This is a genomic window from Streptomyces canus (assembly GCF_030816965.1).
GTDB lineage: Bacteria > Actinomycetota > Actinomycetes > Streptomycetales > Streptomycetaceae > Streptomyces > Streptomyces canus_E.
This window is the reverse complement of sequence record NZ_JAUSYQ010000002.1, coordinates 5,772,973-5,788,476: the sequence shown is the minus strand read 5'-3', so window position 1 is coordinate 5,788,476 and position 15,504 is coordinate 5,772,973. Positions and strand designations below refer to the sequence as shown.

At 71.8% G+C, this 15,504-nt stretch carries 11 protein-coding genes; 3 read left to right on the top strand and 8 right to left on the bottom strand.

Annotated elements, in window-relative coordinates:
* Positions 1 to 64 precede the first annotated feature (64 nt).
* Complete coding sequence (locus QF027_RS27580) at positions 65 to 1,750, top strand: bifunctional 3'-5' exonuclease/DNA polymerase (protein ID WP_307077768.1); 1,686 nt, start codon at positions 65 to 67, stop codon at positions 1,748 to 1,750.
* On the opposite strand, the gene QF027_RS27575 is transcribed toward QF027_RS27580, so the two are convergent.
* The 6 genes from QF027_RS27575 to QF027_RS27550 form a co-directional block, all read right to left on the bottom strand.
* Positions 1,751 to 5,044, bottom strand: coding sequence for an AfsR/SARP family transcriptional regulator (locus QF027_RS27575; RefSeq protein ID WP_307077767.1), 3,294 nt, complete (start codon positions 5,042 to 5,044; stop codon positions 1,751 to 1,753).
* Positions 5,045 to 5,407: 363 nt separating this feature from the next.
* On the bottom strand, positions 5,408 to 6,301 hold the full coding sequence (locus tag QF027_RS27570) for a glycosyltransferase family 2 protein (RefSeq protein WP_307077764.1): 894 nt from the start codon (positions 6,299 to 6,301) through the stop codon (positions 5,408 to 5,410).
* A gap of 91 nt (positions 6,302 to 6,392) precedes the next feature.
* On the bottom strand, positions 6,393 to 6,815 hold the full coding sequence (locus QF027_RS27565; protein ID WP_266561270.1) for a DUF3052 domain-containing protein: 423 nt from the start codon (positions 6,813 to 6,815) through the stop codon (positions 6,393 to 6,395).
* A gap of 112 nt (positions 6,816 to 6,927) precedes the next feature.
* Positions 6,928 to 7,122, bottom strand: coding sequence for a hypothetical protein (locus tag QF027_RS27560; protein WP_307077762.1), 195 nt, complete (start codon positions 7,120 to 7,122; stop codon positions 6,928 to 6,930).
* A gap of 394 nt (positions 7,123 to 7,516) precedes the next feature.
* Positions 7,517 to 8,686, bottom strand: coding sequence for a glycosyltransferase family 4 protein (locus tag QF027_RS27555; RefSeq protein ID WP_306978133.1), 1,170 nt, complete (start codon positions 8,684 to 8,686; stop codon positions 7,517 to 7,519).
* A 76-nt stretch (positions 8,687 to 8,762) separates the two neighbouring features.
* A complete protein-coding gene (locus QF027_RS27550; protein WP_307077759.1) occupies positions 8,763 to 10,940 on the bottom strand; it encodes a glycogen debranching N-terminal domain-containing protein in 2,178 nt (725 codons plus the stop codon).
* A 283-nt stretch (positions 10,941 to 11,223) separates the two neighbouring features.
* On the opposite strand from QF027_RS27550, the gene QF027_RS27545 reads away from it, so the two are divergent.
* Together QF027_RS27545 and QF027_RS27540 are read left to right on the top strand one after the other, a co-directional pair.
* Positions 11,224 to 13,638, top strand: coding sequence for a toll/interleukin-1 receptor domain-containing protein (locus QF027_RS27545; protein ID WP_307077757.1), 2,415 nt, complete (start codon positions 11,224 to 11,226; stop codon positions 13,636 to 13,638).
* A 54-nt stretch (positions 13,639 to 13,692) separates the two neighbouring features.
* Positions 13,693 to 14,244 carry a tetratricopeptide repeat protein gene (locus tag QF027_RS27540; RefSeq protein WP_307077755.1) on the top strand — a complete coding sequence of 184 codons (552 nt, stop codon included), beginning with the start codon at positions 13,693 to 13,695 and terminating at the stop codon, positions 14,242 to 14,244.
* A gap of 44 nt (positions 14,245 to 14,288) precedes the next feature.
* Here the strand turns inward: QF027_RS27540 and QF027_RS27535 are convergent, their stop codons facing one another.
* Both QF027_RS27535 and QF027_RS27530 read right to left on the bottom strand, forming a co-directional pair.
* A complete protein-coding gene (locus QF027_RS27535) occupies positions 14,289 to 14,741 on the bottom strand; it encodes a hypothetical protein (protein WP_307077752.1) in 453 nt (150 codons plus the stop codon).
* Between the two features lie 19 nt (positions 14,742 to 14,760).
* Complete coding sequence (locus tag QF027_RS27530) at positions 14,761 to 15,153, bottom strand: hypothetical protein (protein ID WP_307077750.1); 393 nt, start codon at positions 15,151 to 15,153, stop codon at positions 14,761 to 14,763.
* Positions 15,154 to 15,504: the final 351 nt, after the last annotated feature.

The following is a 15,504-nucleotide window of genomic DNA, read 5'->3' as shown; positions in this document are numbered from 1 at the left end:
CGGCGAGGCGCCGTCCTGATGTCCGGAAGGTCTGTTGTCAGACCCTGGTGTCACACTCGCAACCATGAACGACCGCTGGGCTCTCGCTCCGGCCGAGGACGGTGGTGTGGAGGTCGCCGCCCTCGGTCCTGACGGGATGCCTGCCGGGCCGGTGCGGTGGGAGGCGGATCTGGGTGCGGCCGTGCGGGGGCGGCCGGAGGTGGCGCGGTGGGTGTGGCGGTCCACCGCCGAGGTCTATCCGCGTCTGCTCGCCGCGGGGGTGCGGGTGGAGCGGTGCTACGACATCGAGGACGCCGAGACCCTCCTGCTCGGCCACGCGGGGCGATACGGCGAGCCCCGCTCGGCCGCAGCCGCCCTGGCCCGGCTGCGCGGCGGTCCCGTACCGCCCGACCCGCCCCAGCGCGCGGCCGAACCGGGCTCGCAGTCGCCCCTGTTCGAGCCGCAGAGCGCCCATGTGCCGCTGACCGACCTCGTCGAGGTCTACGCCGACCAGCAGCGGCGGCACGACACCACCGCGCACCCCGACCGGATGCGCCTGCTGACCGCCGCCGAGTCGGCGGGGATGCTGGTGGCCACCGAGATGAACCGCGCCGGGCTGCCGTGGAGCGCCGAGACCCACCGCCGGGTGCTGCACGAACTGCTCGGCGAGCGGTATGCCGGCGGCGGCGAGCCCCGGCGTCTCGCCGAGCTGGCCGACCAGGTGTCCGAGGCCTTCGGGCGCCGGGTGCGGCCCGATCTGCCCGCCGACGTCATCAAGGCGTTCGCGCAGGCCGGCATCAAGGTGAAGTCCACCCGGCGGTGGGAGATCGAGTCCGTCGACCATCCGGCCGTGAAGCCGCTGGTCGAGTACAAGAAGCTGTACCGCATCTGGGTCGCCCACGGCTGGTCCTGGCTCCAGGACTGGGTACGGGACGGGCGGTTCCGGCCCGAGTTCCTGGCGGGCGGGACCGTCACGGGCCGATGGGTCACCCATGGCGGCGGTGCCCTTCAGATCCCCAAGGTCATTCGGCGTGCGGTGGTCGCCGACCCCGGCTGGCGGCTCGTCGTCGCCGACGCCGACCAGATGGAGCCGCGGGTGCTGGCGGCCATCTCCCGCGACCCCGGGCTCATGGAGGTGGCAGGACGCGAGACCGACCTCTACCAGGCCGTCTCCGACCGCGCGTTCTCCGGCGACCGCGGCCAGGCCAAACTCGCCGTACTCGGCGCGGTCTACGGCCAGACCTCCGGCGACGGCCTCAAGAACCTCGCCGCGCTCAGACGCCGCTTCCCGAAGGCGGTGGCGTACGTCGACGACGCGGCCCGCGCGGGCGAGGAGGGCCGGCTGGTGCGGACCTGGCTGGGGCGGACATGTCCGCCTGCGGCCGGTGCGGGCGACGCGGAGGAGGCGGGCATCCCGCAGGACGACCCGGTCGAGCGACCTGTGGAAGACGGCTGGGGGCCCGGGTACGCCTCCACCAACACCCGCGCCCGCGGCCGGTTCGCCCGGAACTTCGTGGTGCAGGGCAGCGCCGCCGACTGGACCCTGCTGCTGCTCGCCGCGCTGCGCCAGGCCTTGACGGGGATGGCGGCCGAGCTGGTCTTCTTCCAGCACGACGAGGTGATCGTGCACTGTCCCGAGGAGGAGACCGAGGCGGTCGTGGCGGCGATCAGGGACGCGTCGGACCTGGCCGGGCGGCTGACGTTCGGCGAGACACCGGTGCGGTTCCCGTTCACGACGGCGGTGGTGGAGTGCTATGCGGACGCGAAGTGATCACCGTAGGCCGGAGTCGTCGAGCAGTGCGATGAGCTCCTGGAGCACCGTCTTCTCGTCCGTCCCGTCCAGCGCGTCGAGAGCGGCCCGCCACTGCTCGTGGGCCTCCTCCGCTCTGCCCCGTTCACGCAGCAGGAGTCCGTGCTGGTGGCGCGCGAGGGCGCCGGTGTAGCGGTCGGCGCGGGCGTCCGCGCGGCGCAGCAGTTCCGCGCACTCTGCGGCGGCGCGTTCGCCGTGGCCGATCAGACGCAGGGCGCGGACCAGGCCGAGGCGGCTCTGCGACTCGCCGTGCCAGTCGCCGGGGCTGCCGAGGATGCGCAGGCTCTCCTCGAAGTGCGCCATCGCGGCGGCCGGTTCGCCGAGGGTGAGGTGGGCGTAGCCGATGTTGCAGTGTGCCGAGTGCCGGACGACCACGCTGCCGGTCTCCTCGCCGATGGCGAGCGAACGCCGGTGCTGCTCGATGGCGGCGCGCGGGTCGGTGTGCTCGTACAGGTTGCCCAGGTTGCTGTGGGCCACTGCCTCGCCGAAGGGGTCGTTCAACTGCCGTGAGTAGGCGAGGCTCTGGCGCAGTGCCTCGCCCGAGTCGGCGTACCGGCCCAGGCTTTCGAGCAGGAGACCCCGGTTGTTGAGGCAGCGGCGGGTCCAGGAGTCCTCTCCGAGCCGCCGCCAGATCGCGAGGGCGTGGTCGTTGAGGGCGAGGGCCTCGCTGTGCCGGCCGGTCAGGAAGTGCAGTCCGGCGAGGTCGCCCAGGGCGCACGCCTCGGCCGCCTCGTCACCGAGCCGCCGCGCCACCGTGAGCGCGGCCCGGCCGAGGACCTCCGTCTCGGCCACCCGGCCGCTGCGCTGGAGGAAGGGCGAGAGCAGGCGCAGCAGGGTCGAGACATGGGCGGCGGTGCGCTCGTCGGGGCTGTCCGTGTGCCGTTCGGCCAGGACGACGATGTTCTCCAGCTCCGACTCGCCCCAGGCGAAGGCCTTCTGGGAGGACGGGAACGGCGGGATGGCCAGCACATGTGCCGCGTGCTCCGGCGGCTGCGCGGCGGTCGGGCGGCGGCGGTCCTCCAGGTCGAGGCCGGGTTCGACGATCGCGGTGAGGGCGCGTTCGGCGACGGCCGCGTACCAGCGCAGGGCGGTGCGGGCGATGTCGGGGGCGTGCCCGGTGCCCGCGAGTTCCCGCGCGAAGTCGCGGACCAGGCCGTGCGGGGCGTAGCGGCCGTACGCCGTCTCCTCCAGGAGGGCCACGTCGACGAGGCGGTCGAGCGCGTCCTCGGCACGGGTCTCGTCGGTGCCGTCGGCGCCGAGGAGGCGGGCGACGAGGGGGACGCCGTAGGTGGGGAGGTCGAGGGCGCCGATGCGGCACAGGGTGAGGGCGGCGTCGCGGTCGGACCGGCGGCCGGAGGCGGCGAGGGCGTCGTGGGCGACGGCCAGGGAGCGGCGCACGGAGAGGTCGTCGTACTCCAGGTGCCGCAACCGGTCTTCCGTCGCGGCCAGTTGGTCGGCCAGGACGTCGGGGGTGAGGGCCTGACGGGCGGCCAGGCGCGCGGCCACGACGCGGAGGGCCAGGGGGAGGCGGCCGGTGAGTTCTATGAGGGGGTGGGTGGCGTCTATGGCGGTGGCGGAAGTGACGGCATCGACATCGGCATCGGGGGTGACCGGGGTGATGTGATCAGTGGGACCGTCCCGGCTGTCCCGGCCCGACACCGCGCGCAGCAACTCCGCGCTCTCCTCGGCCGAGAGCGGGGTGAGCGGGAAGCGGTGGGCGTCGTCGAGGGCGGTCAGGGGGGAACGGCTGGTGACGATCACCGCGCAGCCGGATCCGGCCGGCAGCAGCGGCCGTACCTGCGCGGCGCTCGCGGCGTCGTCCAGCACCATGAGCGTGCGGGTGGGCGCGAGCAGTGAGCGCAGCAACGCGGCTGCCGCGTCCGGGTGTTCGGGAATGCTGCGCGGGTCGGCGCCGAGGTCGCGGAGCAGGGCGGTGAGGGCCTGGGCCGGGGTGAGGGGGGTCATTCCCGGGGTGGCGCCCTGCAGATTGACGTAGAGCTGGCCGTCAGGGAAACGTTCCCGCAACCCATGGGCGACGTGCAACGCGAGCGCGCTCTTGCCGACGCCTGCCATGCCGCTGATGACACCGACCGCCGGGCCGCCGCCGAGGGTGAGGGCATCGCGGAGGTCGTCGCGGACGGTTTCGCGGCCGGTGAAGTGACCGGGCGGTGGGGGGAGTTGGGCCGGACGGGGCAGGGGGAGGGGGGTCTCGTCCTCGGGGGCGGGGGCGTGGGACGGCGGTTCGGCGGCAGGGCGCGACGGATGCGGGGCGGGACGCGACGGATGGGAGCCGGGCGGGGCATCTTCGCGCGTAGCGCCTGCGGGGAGCGCACCGGGAGGGGTCGACCGGCCCTCCTCGCGGGGTTCGCCGAAGTCAACGGCCCTTCCCGAACGGCCTGCTGCGCCCTCCCCTCCGGTCTGGTGATCCCCGTCATCCCGAACAGCACCCTCAGCCCGAGTCCCGGCCTCGGTCCTCCCTCCGCCGTCTCCCCCGCGCAGCACCTCCACATGTGCCTCGCGGACCGCCGGGCCCGGCTCCACGCCGAGTTCCTCGACCAGGCGGGTGCGCAGATCGCGGTGGACGGCGAGGGCCTCGGCCTGGCGGCCGGTGCGGTGGAGGGCGAGCATCAGCTGACGGTGGTAGGACTCGCGCAGGGGGTGCTCGGCGGCGAGCGCGGAGAGTTCGGGGACGAGGGCGCCCGGCCGGGTGTCGGCGAGGGCGAGCTCGGCGTCGTAGTGCCACTCCAGGAGGAGCAGTCGGGCCTCCTCCAGTCGCTGGACCAGGGCGTATCCGACGAGTTCGGACGGGACCCCGCTGAGCGGCGCGCCCCGCCACAGCGCGAGCGCCGCCGCGCACGCCCGGACGGTCTCGGTCCAGTTCCCGTCGGCGTGCGCGCCGCGGGCCCGGGCGGCGTGGCTCTCGAAGACCTGGACGTCGAGTTCGCCCGGCGCGACGCGCAGCAGATAGCCGGGGGCCATGGCCTGCAGGCGTTCGGGGTCGTCGAGCAGCCGCCGCAACCGGGAGACGTGGTTGTGCAGGGAGGCCTTCGCCGAGGCCGGCGGGGTGCTGCCCCACAGGGCGTCCTTGAGGGCCTCGGCGGAGACGACCCGGCCCGCTTCGAGGAGCAGCGCGGCCAGCAGGATCCGCTGCTTGCGGCTGCCGACGACACGCACCCCCGCCCCGCCATGACCGTCGTACAGAATCGGCGGCCCGAGCAGTCCGAACCGCAGCCCCGACTGCGATCCGCGCCCCATCACGCCGCCCACTTCTGGCGGATTTCCGCCCTCTCCACGGCGGTTTCCCGCCAGCCGTCCGACGCAGGCCGCTGCCGGAATCCGCTACCGCTCCCGGCCCTGCACACAGTCAGTTCCCCATTGCTGCCGTCGACTTCGCGCCAACCGGCGAACCACAAAACATAGATGCGTTGGCCAATGTTAGCGATTTGTTGGCGCAACCTGATGTGATCACTACATCGGATCTGGCCCGAGGGCGCGCGCGTACGACGCGCAACTCGGGGGAGTGTCGCCGTCGCGGCCGGATCCGTGGGACGCGAGAGGGTCCCGGTCGGCGGAGGTGAACGACCGGGGCCCTCGTCCTGTCCTCGGGACCATGAGCCCTCAGATCACGGGCGGGCGTCCCAGCCGGGTGAGGTGCCACACCGTTCGCCACCGCATCGGCCGCCGTTCGCCGGCCGGTTCCCGCAGGCCCTCGACGAACCCGCCGAACCAGGCGCGCAGTCCACTCGCCGACCAGGTCCGCAGCAGGGTGAGCGCCGTCCACACGCCGAGGTGCACCGGGATGAGCGGCAGGGGCAGCCGGCGGCGCACCAGCCAGACGCGGTTGCGGGCGTTGACCCGGTAGTAGATGGCGTGCCGGGCCGGTGAGGTCCTCGGGTGCTGGAGCAGCAGTTCGGGCGCGTACAGGATGTGCCAGCCGCGGTCGGCGGCCCGCCAGGCCAGGTCGGTCTCCTCGTGGGCGAAGAAGAACTCGGCGGGCCAGTCCCCGGTCTCGGCGAGCATGGCCATGCGGAAGGCGTGCCCGCCGCCCAGGAACCCGGTGACATAGCCGCCGCGCATCGGATCGGAGGCGCCGACGCGGGGCACGTGCCGCTGCTGGGTCTCGCCGCTCTCGTCGGCGATACGGAAGCCGACGATGCCGAGACGCTCGTCGGCCGCGAACAACTCCTGTACGCGGCGCAGCACATCGGCGTCCACGAGCAGGCCGTCGTCGTCGAGTTCCACCACGACGTCCACGTCGCCGAACTCCCGCAGCCGGGCGAGCGCCACGTTCCGGCCGCCGGGGCAGCCGAGGTTCTCCTCGACGTCGAGGGCGGTGACCTCGCCGGGCAGGGAGAGCCGCTCGGCGAACTCGGGCAGCCGGCAGCCGTTGCCCACGATCACGATCCGGGCCGGGGCGATGTCCTGCTTGGCCACGGACCGCAGCAGGGCGTCGACCTCGTCGGGCCGGTTCCCCATGGTCACCACGGCGACGGCGACCCTCGGCGCGCCCATCTCCCACCTCGTCCCCTCGTCCGACAGGCATCAACCGGCGCGATGCTAGCCGTTCACGGGTGCAGGAATCCCTCGAACGGCCCACCGTGTCTCACCCCCGCCGGTTCTCCCTCCGCCGCACGAACTTCAGCCCCGACCAGTCCTCCCCCAGCGCCGCGACCTTCACGTCGACGACACCGAGCGGAAGGAAGACCTCCCGCAGGGCGTTCTCGGTGATGTCACTGACATGTCCGGCGGCTCTGCGCGGCCAGGCGATCCACAGTGCGGCGTCGTCCGCGAGGCCGGCGACCAGTCCGTCCGCCTCGGCCGCGAGCCGCGCGTACTCGCGATGGAAGGTGAGGACGACGTCCGCGCCGTGCGAACCGCCGGCGGCGACATCGCAGTCGTCGGGCAGCCCGGGGATGTCCCACCCGTCGGGCGCGCCGTCGAGCCGTACCCGGTGCCCCGCCTTGATGCCGAGCTTCTTGGCGAGGGGCGTGGCGGAGTAGCCGCCCGCCGGCCCGGTTCCTGACATACGGCTCCTCCGCGCACTGGTCCAGCCCCGTCCATCCCATGGTGACGGTCAGGGCGGCGGATGTCCGTGCGGACACGGCGTCAGGGACCAGGCGTCCCAGTCCCCGGACCGGCTACCGGACCAGCCGCGCGAGCAGCGTGGCGAGATCCGCGAGGAACTGGAGCCAGGGCCGGGCCTGCTCGGCCCGGCGCCCGAACCGTCTGGTCCAGCCGCCGGGCCGGATGTCCTCCCGGCGTTGGATCGACCTGTCCCGCACGCGTCGTAAGGACACGGCACGGCTCGTTCCGATGCGCTTGCGTCGCCTCATGCCGGGACGCTAGCCGGGTCCCGGTCGGTGGCGCAGGGCAGCGGACCGCCAAAGCGGGCCGGCGGTTATTGGCGGTAACACGTAAACAACGGCCCGGGACGGTCCTGCGGGGGCTCCCGCGCCGTCTCATCGCGGACGCTCCGATCCCGGGGATCCACAGCAGGATGCCCATCGCCGGCCCGGTGCCGTGAGGCCGGCGGGTCACATCAGAGGTGACGGCACTCTCCGCGGACCACGACTTTGCCTCGGTCGGGCCGAGCTTCGAACCGGTGGGCCGGACCAGGACCCCGAGGCCGCGGGCGGAGTCGTCGCCGACGCCCGCGGTGCAGGTGAGCGAGCCGTCCCCGCCCGCTGCGGTGTCGAGCCGTGCCCGCCGGTGACGACGCCGGGTGGCCTAACCGCTCCGGGGCAGGCCTTCGACGCGGTCCTCCACCAAGGCCGAGTACTGCGTGGACATCTTGTCGACGTAGGTGTGGAGGTTGAACTGACGCTCCACATGCCTGCGTCCCTGCTGTCCCAGCCGGCTGGAGAGCTCCGGGTCGAGGATCAGACTCCGCACCCGCTCACCCAGCTGATCGAGGTCTCCGGGCGTCACGACGTACCCCGTCCCGCCGTGGATGACGGCTTCCGGCAGACCACCCGTCGCCGTGACGACGACGGGCCGTCCGGCGGACATCGCCTCCAGCGGTGCCAGCCCGAGCGGCTCGGGATAGTCGGACGGGTACACGACCACGTGGGACTGTGCGTACAGCCGTGGCATGAGCTCCTTGGGGGTAGGTACCAGATCCACATGGGAGCGCAGGTTCAGATCGTCGATCAGCCGGTTGAGCCGCAGCAGGAACCCCTGCTGTTCCTCGTGCCAGTCCACGACCTCGTGCGGGCTGGTCAGCACGAGGCGGACGGACAGACCCGTCTGCCGGAGTCGGCCCACCATGCGGACCGCCAGCTCCGCGCCCTTGTCCGGAATGAGACGAGCGGGCAGCAGCACGGTGCTGGAGCCGTTGTCGCGGGCCGGTGGCAGATCGCGGAAGCGGCTGGTGGCGATCCCGAGATAGGTGCGCCGGGCGCGGATGCCCAGATGCGTACGGCAGGCGAACGCGAGGTAGTCCGACACCACGTAGTGGCCGTCCCATGACCGGCAGAACTGAGCCGTCCAGGGATCCTCCGGCCAGATGCTGTGGTACGTGTGCAGCAAGGGCATGCCGGTACGCTCCCGCAGCCGGCTCAGCGCCAGAGCGGGTACGGGCGAGAAGTGGTGCAGGTTGTGTCCGTGCACGATCTGTATGCCACGGCTGTCCACGGTCCGCGCAAGCCAGTCCAGCAGTTCCGCGGCCTGACGCTGTTCGAGCGGCGTCAACCTCTTTGTCCCCCGGTCCCGGGCGGTGCGGTGGTACTCGGCCAGCCGCAGCAGGGGGTGGGTGAGGATGTCGACCTGGTCGACCGCCTGTGGCCGGGGCTCGCCGGTGAGCAGGGTCACTCGGTAGCCCCTGCGCGCCAACAGGGCGGCGTAGTCGGCCAGATGTGACTCGACGCCTCCGACCGTAGGCGGAAAGGCCCAGTGCACGAGGGCTATGGAGCACCGCGTTTCTGTTGGCCCACCGCCTATCACGTATCTCCCTCTCGTCGGGGACCGTTCTGCGTCAGGTCGTGCGGGACCCGGACACGTCGATACGCCACTCCTCGTCGTCGACACCCAGCACTTCCGTGCCGCCGTGGATGTCCACGCGCACGTCGACCGAGCGTTCGCCGAGCCTCAATCCCCGAACAGAGTAGGGGGAATTCAGTGCCATGAGTGAGGGCGCGATCGGCCGTAGCGTCAGCCGCCGGCCGGGAACGTCGGCGTCCACCCGAAGCATCGCGGAGCAGAGCAGTGCCGCGGACGCCGCCGCCCACGCCTGCGGCCGGCAGGAGGGGGGATACGGCGCCGGCTGCCCGAACCGGGACGACGGGTAGGCCGCGTAGAGCTCGGGCAGCCGGTAGTCGAAGTGTGCGGCCGCGTCGAGCATGCCACCCAGCAGAGTCGCGGCCTCCTCGACGAAACCCGTGGTGGCGAGCCCGTGCACGGCGATGGCGGAGTCGTGCGCCCAGACCGATCCGCCGTGGTAGCTGAACGGATTGAATCCGGCCAGCTGCGCGGATCGGGTGCGGATTCCCCAGGGAGTCCGCAGTTCGTCCGACATGAGCGCCTCAGCCACCCACCGGTGTTCCTTGTCGTCCTGGAGGATGCCGGAGTTCAGCAGGTGCCCCATGTTGGAGGCCGGGCCGGTGACGGGCTGCCCGCTCCCGTCGACGGCGATGGCCGGATAACGTCGGCCGTCCGGACCGTCGATCCAGAAGAACCGGTGAAAGGCGGCGCGCAACCGCTCCGCCCGTTCCCGCCACCGTTCGGCCTCCTTCTCCTCTCCCGCCAAAGCGGTGAGGAGTTCGGCGTATCCCATGGCGGCCTGATAGGCGTATCCCTGCACCTCGCACAGGGCGATGGGGGGGTCGACACGCCGTCCCTCCGCGTCACGGATCGCGTCGGGCGAGTCCTTCCACCCCTGGTGGAGCAGCCCGTCCGCCCGGCCTTTGCCGTAGCTGATCAGGTCATTGCCGCCCATCGCCTGCTCGACCCAGCCCATGGCGGCCCGGGCATACGGCAGCAACGACCTGACGTCCTCCTCGGCGAGGCCCCATTTCCATGCCTCGTGCAGGAGCACGACGAACAGAGGAGTCGCGTCCACCGACGCGTAGTAGCGGGCAGGCAACACCATGCCGTCTCCGTGGCGCGTCTCCGCGGGCCGCAACTCGTGCAGGATCCTGCCCGGCGCCTCGTCCGTGAACGAGTCGTGGCGCGTGCCCTGGCGCCTGGCCAGGGCCCAGAGCGTGCCGCGGGCCAGCCCGGTCCCGAACGGGAGCATCATGCGGGCCGCCCAGATGCTGTCCCGGCCGAACAGGCCCAGGAACCAGGGGCAGCCCGCGGCCACGAACTGATCCTCACGCTCTTCGGCGGAGCTGTTCCGATCGGCGAGCCGCAACGCCTCCAGATCGGCCAGAGCCCGCTCCAGCAGCGCGGCCATGCGCTCGTGCCCGTCCACCTCGGCCCGCTGCCAGGGGGTGCCCTGCCGCGGCGGCACCGGATAGCCCGCCACGGTCGTGGTCTTGCCCTGCACCAGCAGGTGTACGGACCACTCCTCGTCCGGCCGCAGCAGCAGCTCCCAGCGGAACTCCACCTGCCCGGGCCGGCCTTCGACCGGCGTGATCCGCGGCAGCGGCCCGCCCGCGTCCGGCCGTACGGGCTCGATCCGCAGCACGACCTCGCTGTTGTCGTGCGGGCTGTGCCACCGCACCGCGGGGACCACGCCCTCCACCTGCTCGCAGGGAACGTCGTCGACCGACAGGCCCGCCTTGATCGTGGCGACGTCGGCGAGATCGGTGGCGGCCACCACCGAGACGGTGCACCGGGCCGTCCGGCCGCTGACGTTCTGCAACAGAACGGCATCGCCCGACTCGCCCCGGTCCGGACGCCGTACGGCGCGCTCCCGCGCGACCAGCAGCCAGGGAGCCGACGTCGGGTCCTCCGAGGACCGGCACACCGCCCTGAACAGCGCTTCCCGGGAACCCTCGGGGCGATGGGCGACGTGTTCCGGCTCCTGGCCGTCGACGAGCAGCCTGAGCGTGTGCAGCAGCCTTCGGTCCTGGTCGTAGAAGCCGTCGATCCCGGCTCCCCGCAGCTGTCCGTCCTCGGACGACATCGCGAACGACGGCGCGGACAGGCAGATCACCGTAGCGTCCAGAAACGGCTGACGGCCCGTCTGAGGGGAGGCGGAGTCGTTCACTGAAGTACCTTTCCAAAGCACCGCGAGGCCCACTGCGACCATGCCGGTCCGGCCCGTCGGGCGGTCGTCGCATCCTCGCAAGTGGCGAGGGCGGTCGTCGGAGAAAACACCCGAGGCAGCCGCTTGATGGGGAGTCACGATAACGGCTGGCCGCCGCCGCAGCCATCATGCGAGGTCGGGCGAGCCACCGGCGGGTGAGTTGTGCAACGGGGGCGCCAAAAGGCGTTCTTCGCCCCATAATTGTTGCCTCACATGGGGGAACGGTGTCGGGCGGGGGGATCCCATGCGCCGTAACAGTCGGGGCAAGCGACGTCTGGACCAGGTGCTGGCTGTCACGGGCGCGGCCGTGGCCGCGGGCGCCCTCGCCGGGGTCAGGTTCGTCGGCGGATGGGCGCAGTTCCTGGTGATCTGCCTGCTGGCCGCGGGCACCGGTCTCGGCGCCTACTCGGGGAACTCCTTGCGGGCGCGCGCCGCGGGTACTCCGCCGCAGGTGCTGATCAGCCATCCGCACGGCGACGAACCCTGGGCACACTGGGTGGCCTGGCGGCTCAGACGGATCGGGTATCTCACCTCCACCCGGCCGTGGGCGCCGGCGGAGCAGCTGGTGCCGCCTCCCCCGGAGGTCGCTCCCGATCATGAACTCATCATCGTGTCCCGGGCGTTGGACGACACGCCTCACCCGACCGAGCACACGCGCGTGGCCCGCGCTCGCGGCAAGTCCGTACTCGCCCTGGTGACCACGCACCACGATCCCCCGTTGACGCGATGGGCCGGTTGTGAGGTGTTGACGCTGGCCGGCCGTACGGCCGACGACGCGGCGGCCACCATCGACGCACGGCTGCACCAGGCCGGCGCGGTCCCCCTGCCGGAGTACACGGCCTCCCACGTGGTCGGCGAGGTCGAACCGCGCTATCCGGCCCTCGGGCCCCTCGTCACCAACTTCGACAGACGGGCGGTGTCGCACTTCGCGGCGCGGCGCGAGGAGCTCGCCCTGCTGCGCGCGGTCCTCGGCACGGTGAACGTCTCGGGCGGCGGGCGCACCTGCGCGATCCACGGCCTCAGCGGTATCGGCAAGACGCGGCTGGCCCTGGAGTACGCCCGCCGGTACGAGGATCTGTTCGACGTCATCTGGCGGGTCGAGGCGGCCCACGCCCCGACCGCCCGCGCCAGTCTCCTCGCCCTGGCGCACAGGCTCCAGGACCTGCGCGACCAGCAGACGGGTGCGCGGGCACAGCACGAGGACCGCGATCCCGAACAGACGCTCCAGCACCTGCTGTCCAACGAGTTACCGAGGACCAGGGCGCTGTTGATCTACGACGGGGCGGAGGACGACTCCACCATCCGGCAGTTGCTGCCCGACACCGGAAACGGCGGCCAGGTTCTGATCACCTCCGTCAACCCCGTCTGGCAGCGCAGCGCTCCCCACCACCGCATCGCCCTGGAGGCGTTCACCGCGGAGGAGGCCGTGTCCTTCCTGCGCAACGAGAGCGGGATCGACGACGAAGCCGGACTGGCGAAGATCGTCGACCGGCTGGGACGGCTGCCCCTGGCACTGGAACCCGCGGCGGCCTCCCTGCGCGACGAGCCCGACATCGACGCGTACCTCCAGGCCCTGGACCTTCCCTCGCAGGTCGATCCGTCCGCCCGCGCGGAGACGAGCCCGAGCGGTGCCCCGGCCTGGATCCACTCCTTCAACCAGGCCGAGACGAAGGACGCGCTCGCGGGGCTGCTGCTGCGTCTGTGCGCCTTCCTCGCACCGCAGGGCATACCCAGCTACTTCTTCGAAGCCGACAGACAGCGCACCGACCTCCTGCCGAGGCCCCTCGCCGAGGGGGTGGTACAGCCGTCGCGCGACCGCCGTATCAAGGACACGGCCAGGAACTCCTCGCTGCTCACGGGAGAGGCGAAGCTCGTGATGCACACCCAGGTGCAGGCGGTGATCCGCGAGGAGATGCCGGAGGCGGAACAGACCTTCCACGCGGCCGCCGCGGTGTGCCTGGTCAACGGCTGGTTCCCGGAGGACCCGGAGCAGGAGAGCACCTGGCCCCAGTGCGTCGAACTGCTCCCGCATGCCCGGGTGGTGCTCGACCACTGCGGAAGACTCGGGGTCGTCGACGAGAACACCTCCACCCTGCTGCAGAGCATGGGCGAGTACTTCCGTGTGCAGGGCGACCGCACCGAGGCGGAGCGGCTGCTGATGGACGCCCTCCGCCAGCGGGAGAATCTCTGGGGCCGCCAGAACTCGCTCGTCGCCAACACCCTGGTGTCCCTCAGCCGGCTCAAGGTACTGAGTGCCGAGCTGCCCGAGGCGCGCAGTTTCGCCGAGGACGCGCTCAAGATACGGCTGCGTCTCGACGGCGACCGCGACCCGCGCACGCTGGAGAGCCGCATGCAACTGGGGCGGGTCCTGCGCGAACTCGGTGACTTCGACGGGGCGTCCGAGGCTGCGGCCCAGACACTGCTGCGCCTGCGGAGACTGTCCGAGACCGACCCGGTGAAGATCGCCGACGGTCTGTGCGACCTCGGCCTCGTCCGCTGGCGGCAGGGGCGGCTCGGTGAGGCGCTGGACCTGCACCGGGAGGCACTGCAGCTGCTGGAGCGGGCACCGGGGGACGGCGAGCCCGCGCGACGCAACCGTACGGCGTTCGTCCACCAGGCGCTCGGGCTGGCCCTGTTGGACTCCCACGACCTGGAGTGAGCCGAGAAACACCTGCGGAGCGCGCTGGACGTCCTGGAGTGTGCCGGCTACGCGGTGGGCCATCCGGTCGTTCTCTCCTCGTCCGTTCATCTGGGCGAGACGCTCAGGCAGCGGGCGGCGAGGTACCGGGGACGGGACGACCGGCGCTCCCCCGCGCGCGAGCGTTCCTCACCGGGGGAACGGGAGGCCGAGCGTCTCCTCGCCGAGGCGAAACGGATCTTCGACCAGGTGCTGTCCGCCCCCCACATGGACGGGGACCGGGACCACCCGGACCGGGCCTGCGCACTGGTGCGCTACTCGCATCTCCTCCACGACCAGGGCAACAGCGAGGCGGCGTTGACGGAGGTCAAGAACGCCATCCGGATCTACACCGAGAAGTACGGCTCCCAGCACCCCTATGTGGCCGAGGCCCGTCACCGCCGGGCCCTGATCCGCAAGGGGAGCGGGGGCCGGCCGCTCCGCTGGCGCGAGGACCTGACCACGGCACGGGACATCTACCTGCGGGTGCATCCCACGGATCACCCCCTCATCCAGCAGATCGAGGAGGAGCTGCGGGACGCCTCCGACCCGACGCCGGGCGAGACGGCGAACGACCGTCATCCGTGAGCGCGCGGGAGACACCGGCGCTCAAACCGGTCGGCCGCCGTCGCTCACCCGGGCCCCGCCCCGCCGCCGAACGCGTGCCGTACCAGTTCCCCGTCCTTCTTCGGCACCGCGAGGTCGTACGTCCCCGCGGCCGTGACGAGTTCGTACCGCTCGAACTTCGGCGCCGGCCGGACCTTCCCGGCCGCCGGCCGCAGCCGGAAGGGCGCCTGAAGGGTCGCGCTCCGGTCTCCCCGCGCGTCTTTCCAGAGCAGCGGCTCACCCGCGGCGAGCCGCAGATGGCCCTGCCGCAACCGCGCGATCTGCCTGCCCTTGCCGGCCGAGACCTTGACCGCCCCGCCGATGCTCCGGGTGAACCCGACGACCCGCAGCGGCTGCCCGCCGTCGAAGTCGGCGATGTCCTGAGCGGGTGTGCGACGTCGGATCCATGTCCAGCGCAGCAGCACGTCCAGCATGGTCTCGGTGCCGGCGGAACGCCGTTCCGCACGTGAGCCCGTCACTTCGCCGTCCCCCTCCACATCAGTCGACCTGCCAGGCGGTCTGCAACGCCAGACGTGCCACCGACGCATCGACGGCGTCGGCAGGTGGCTTCCAGCCACACTCTCGCATCCGCTCGACGAATTCCGACGGCAGTACCACGCCATGGCGTCCCACGTAATGCTGAAGGTCGCGGCGCCAGACCCAGGAGCCGTCGGTGAACAGTGACGAGCAGCCTACGAGGTTCTCGCCACAGCCCAGCAGGCACTGCTCGGTCTCGGTGAATTCGGCAACCACCGGGGAGCGGGTGAGATACGCGACGGCGAAAGCCGCGGTCTCCTGCCATTCCCCGGAGTCCGAGCGCGTGAGTTCATGAATTCCCGGAAGATCGACCGGACCCTCGAAGAACTCTCGGACAAACCCGATTCTCAGCATGGCTAGTTTCACCTCCCGCCATGGGAAGGAACATCCGCCAGGTCCCCCCAGGCTCCAGGAACGGTTCCTACGACCCGAGGCTCGGCATGACGCCGACCTTGGTGGTGGGAGCCCGGACCGGCACGCCAGACCATTGGCGACGTCCTGCCCCACACCGGATACACCGGAATGACAGACAAGGAGTCTCACACATCCACCCTCGTCATGCGGATTTCCTCTGACCGCCTCGACGATCTGGAGGGGATTCGTGTCCTGACCGTCCACGCCGAGCACGCCGCGTGTCGATCCATGCACGATCACGTCATGAGGGCCCGCGTTCTTGGCGTGCTCTCGCACGCTCATGGTTGAGAG

What these genes read in the sequence shown, in the direction of transcription:
- QF027_RS27530 (WP_307077750.1), bottom strand. Translation starts at nt 15,153, where the DNA reads ATGCTGAGAATCGGGTTTGTCCGAGAGTTCTTCGAGGGTCCGGTCGAT.
- QF027_RS27565 (WP_266561270.1), bottom strand. Translation starts at nt 6,815, where the DNA reads ATGTCAGGAACCGGGCCGGCGGGCGGCTACTCCGCCACGCCCCTCGCC.
- QF027_RS27575 (WP_307077767.1), bottom strand. Translation starts at nt 5,044, where the DNA reads ATGGGGCGCGGATCGCAGTCGGGGCTGCGGTTCGGACTGCTCGGGCCG.
- QF027_RS27545 (WP_307077757.1), top strand. Translation starts at nt 11,224, where the DNA reads ATGCGCCGTAACAGTCGGGGCAAGCGACGTCTGGACCAGGTGCTGGCT.
- QF027_RS27570 (WP_307077764.1), bottom strand. Translation starts at nt 6,301, where the DNA reads ATGGGCGCGCCGAGGGTCGCCGTCGCCGTGGTGACCATGGGGAACCGG.
- QF027_RS27580 (WP_307077768.1), top strand. Translation starts at nt 65, where the DNA reads ATGAACGACCGCTGGGCTCTCGCTCCGGCCGAGGACGGTGGTGTGGAG.
- QF027_RS27560 (WP_307077762.1), bottom strand. Translation starts at nt 7,122, where the DNA reads ATGAGGCGACGCAAGCGCATCGGAACGAGCCGTGCCGTGTCCTTACGA.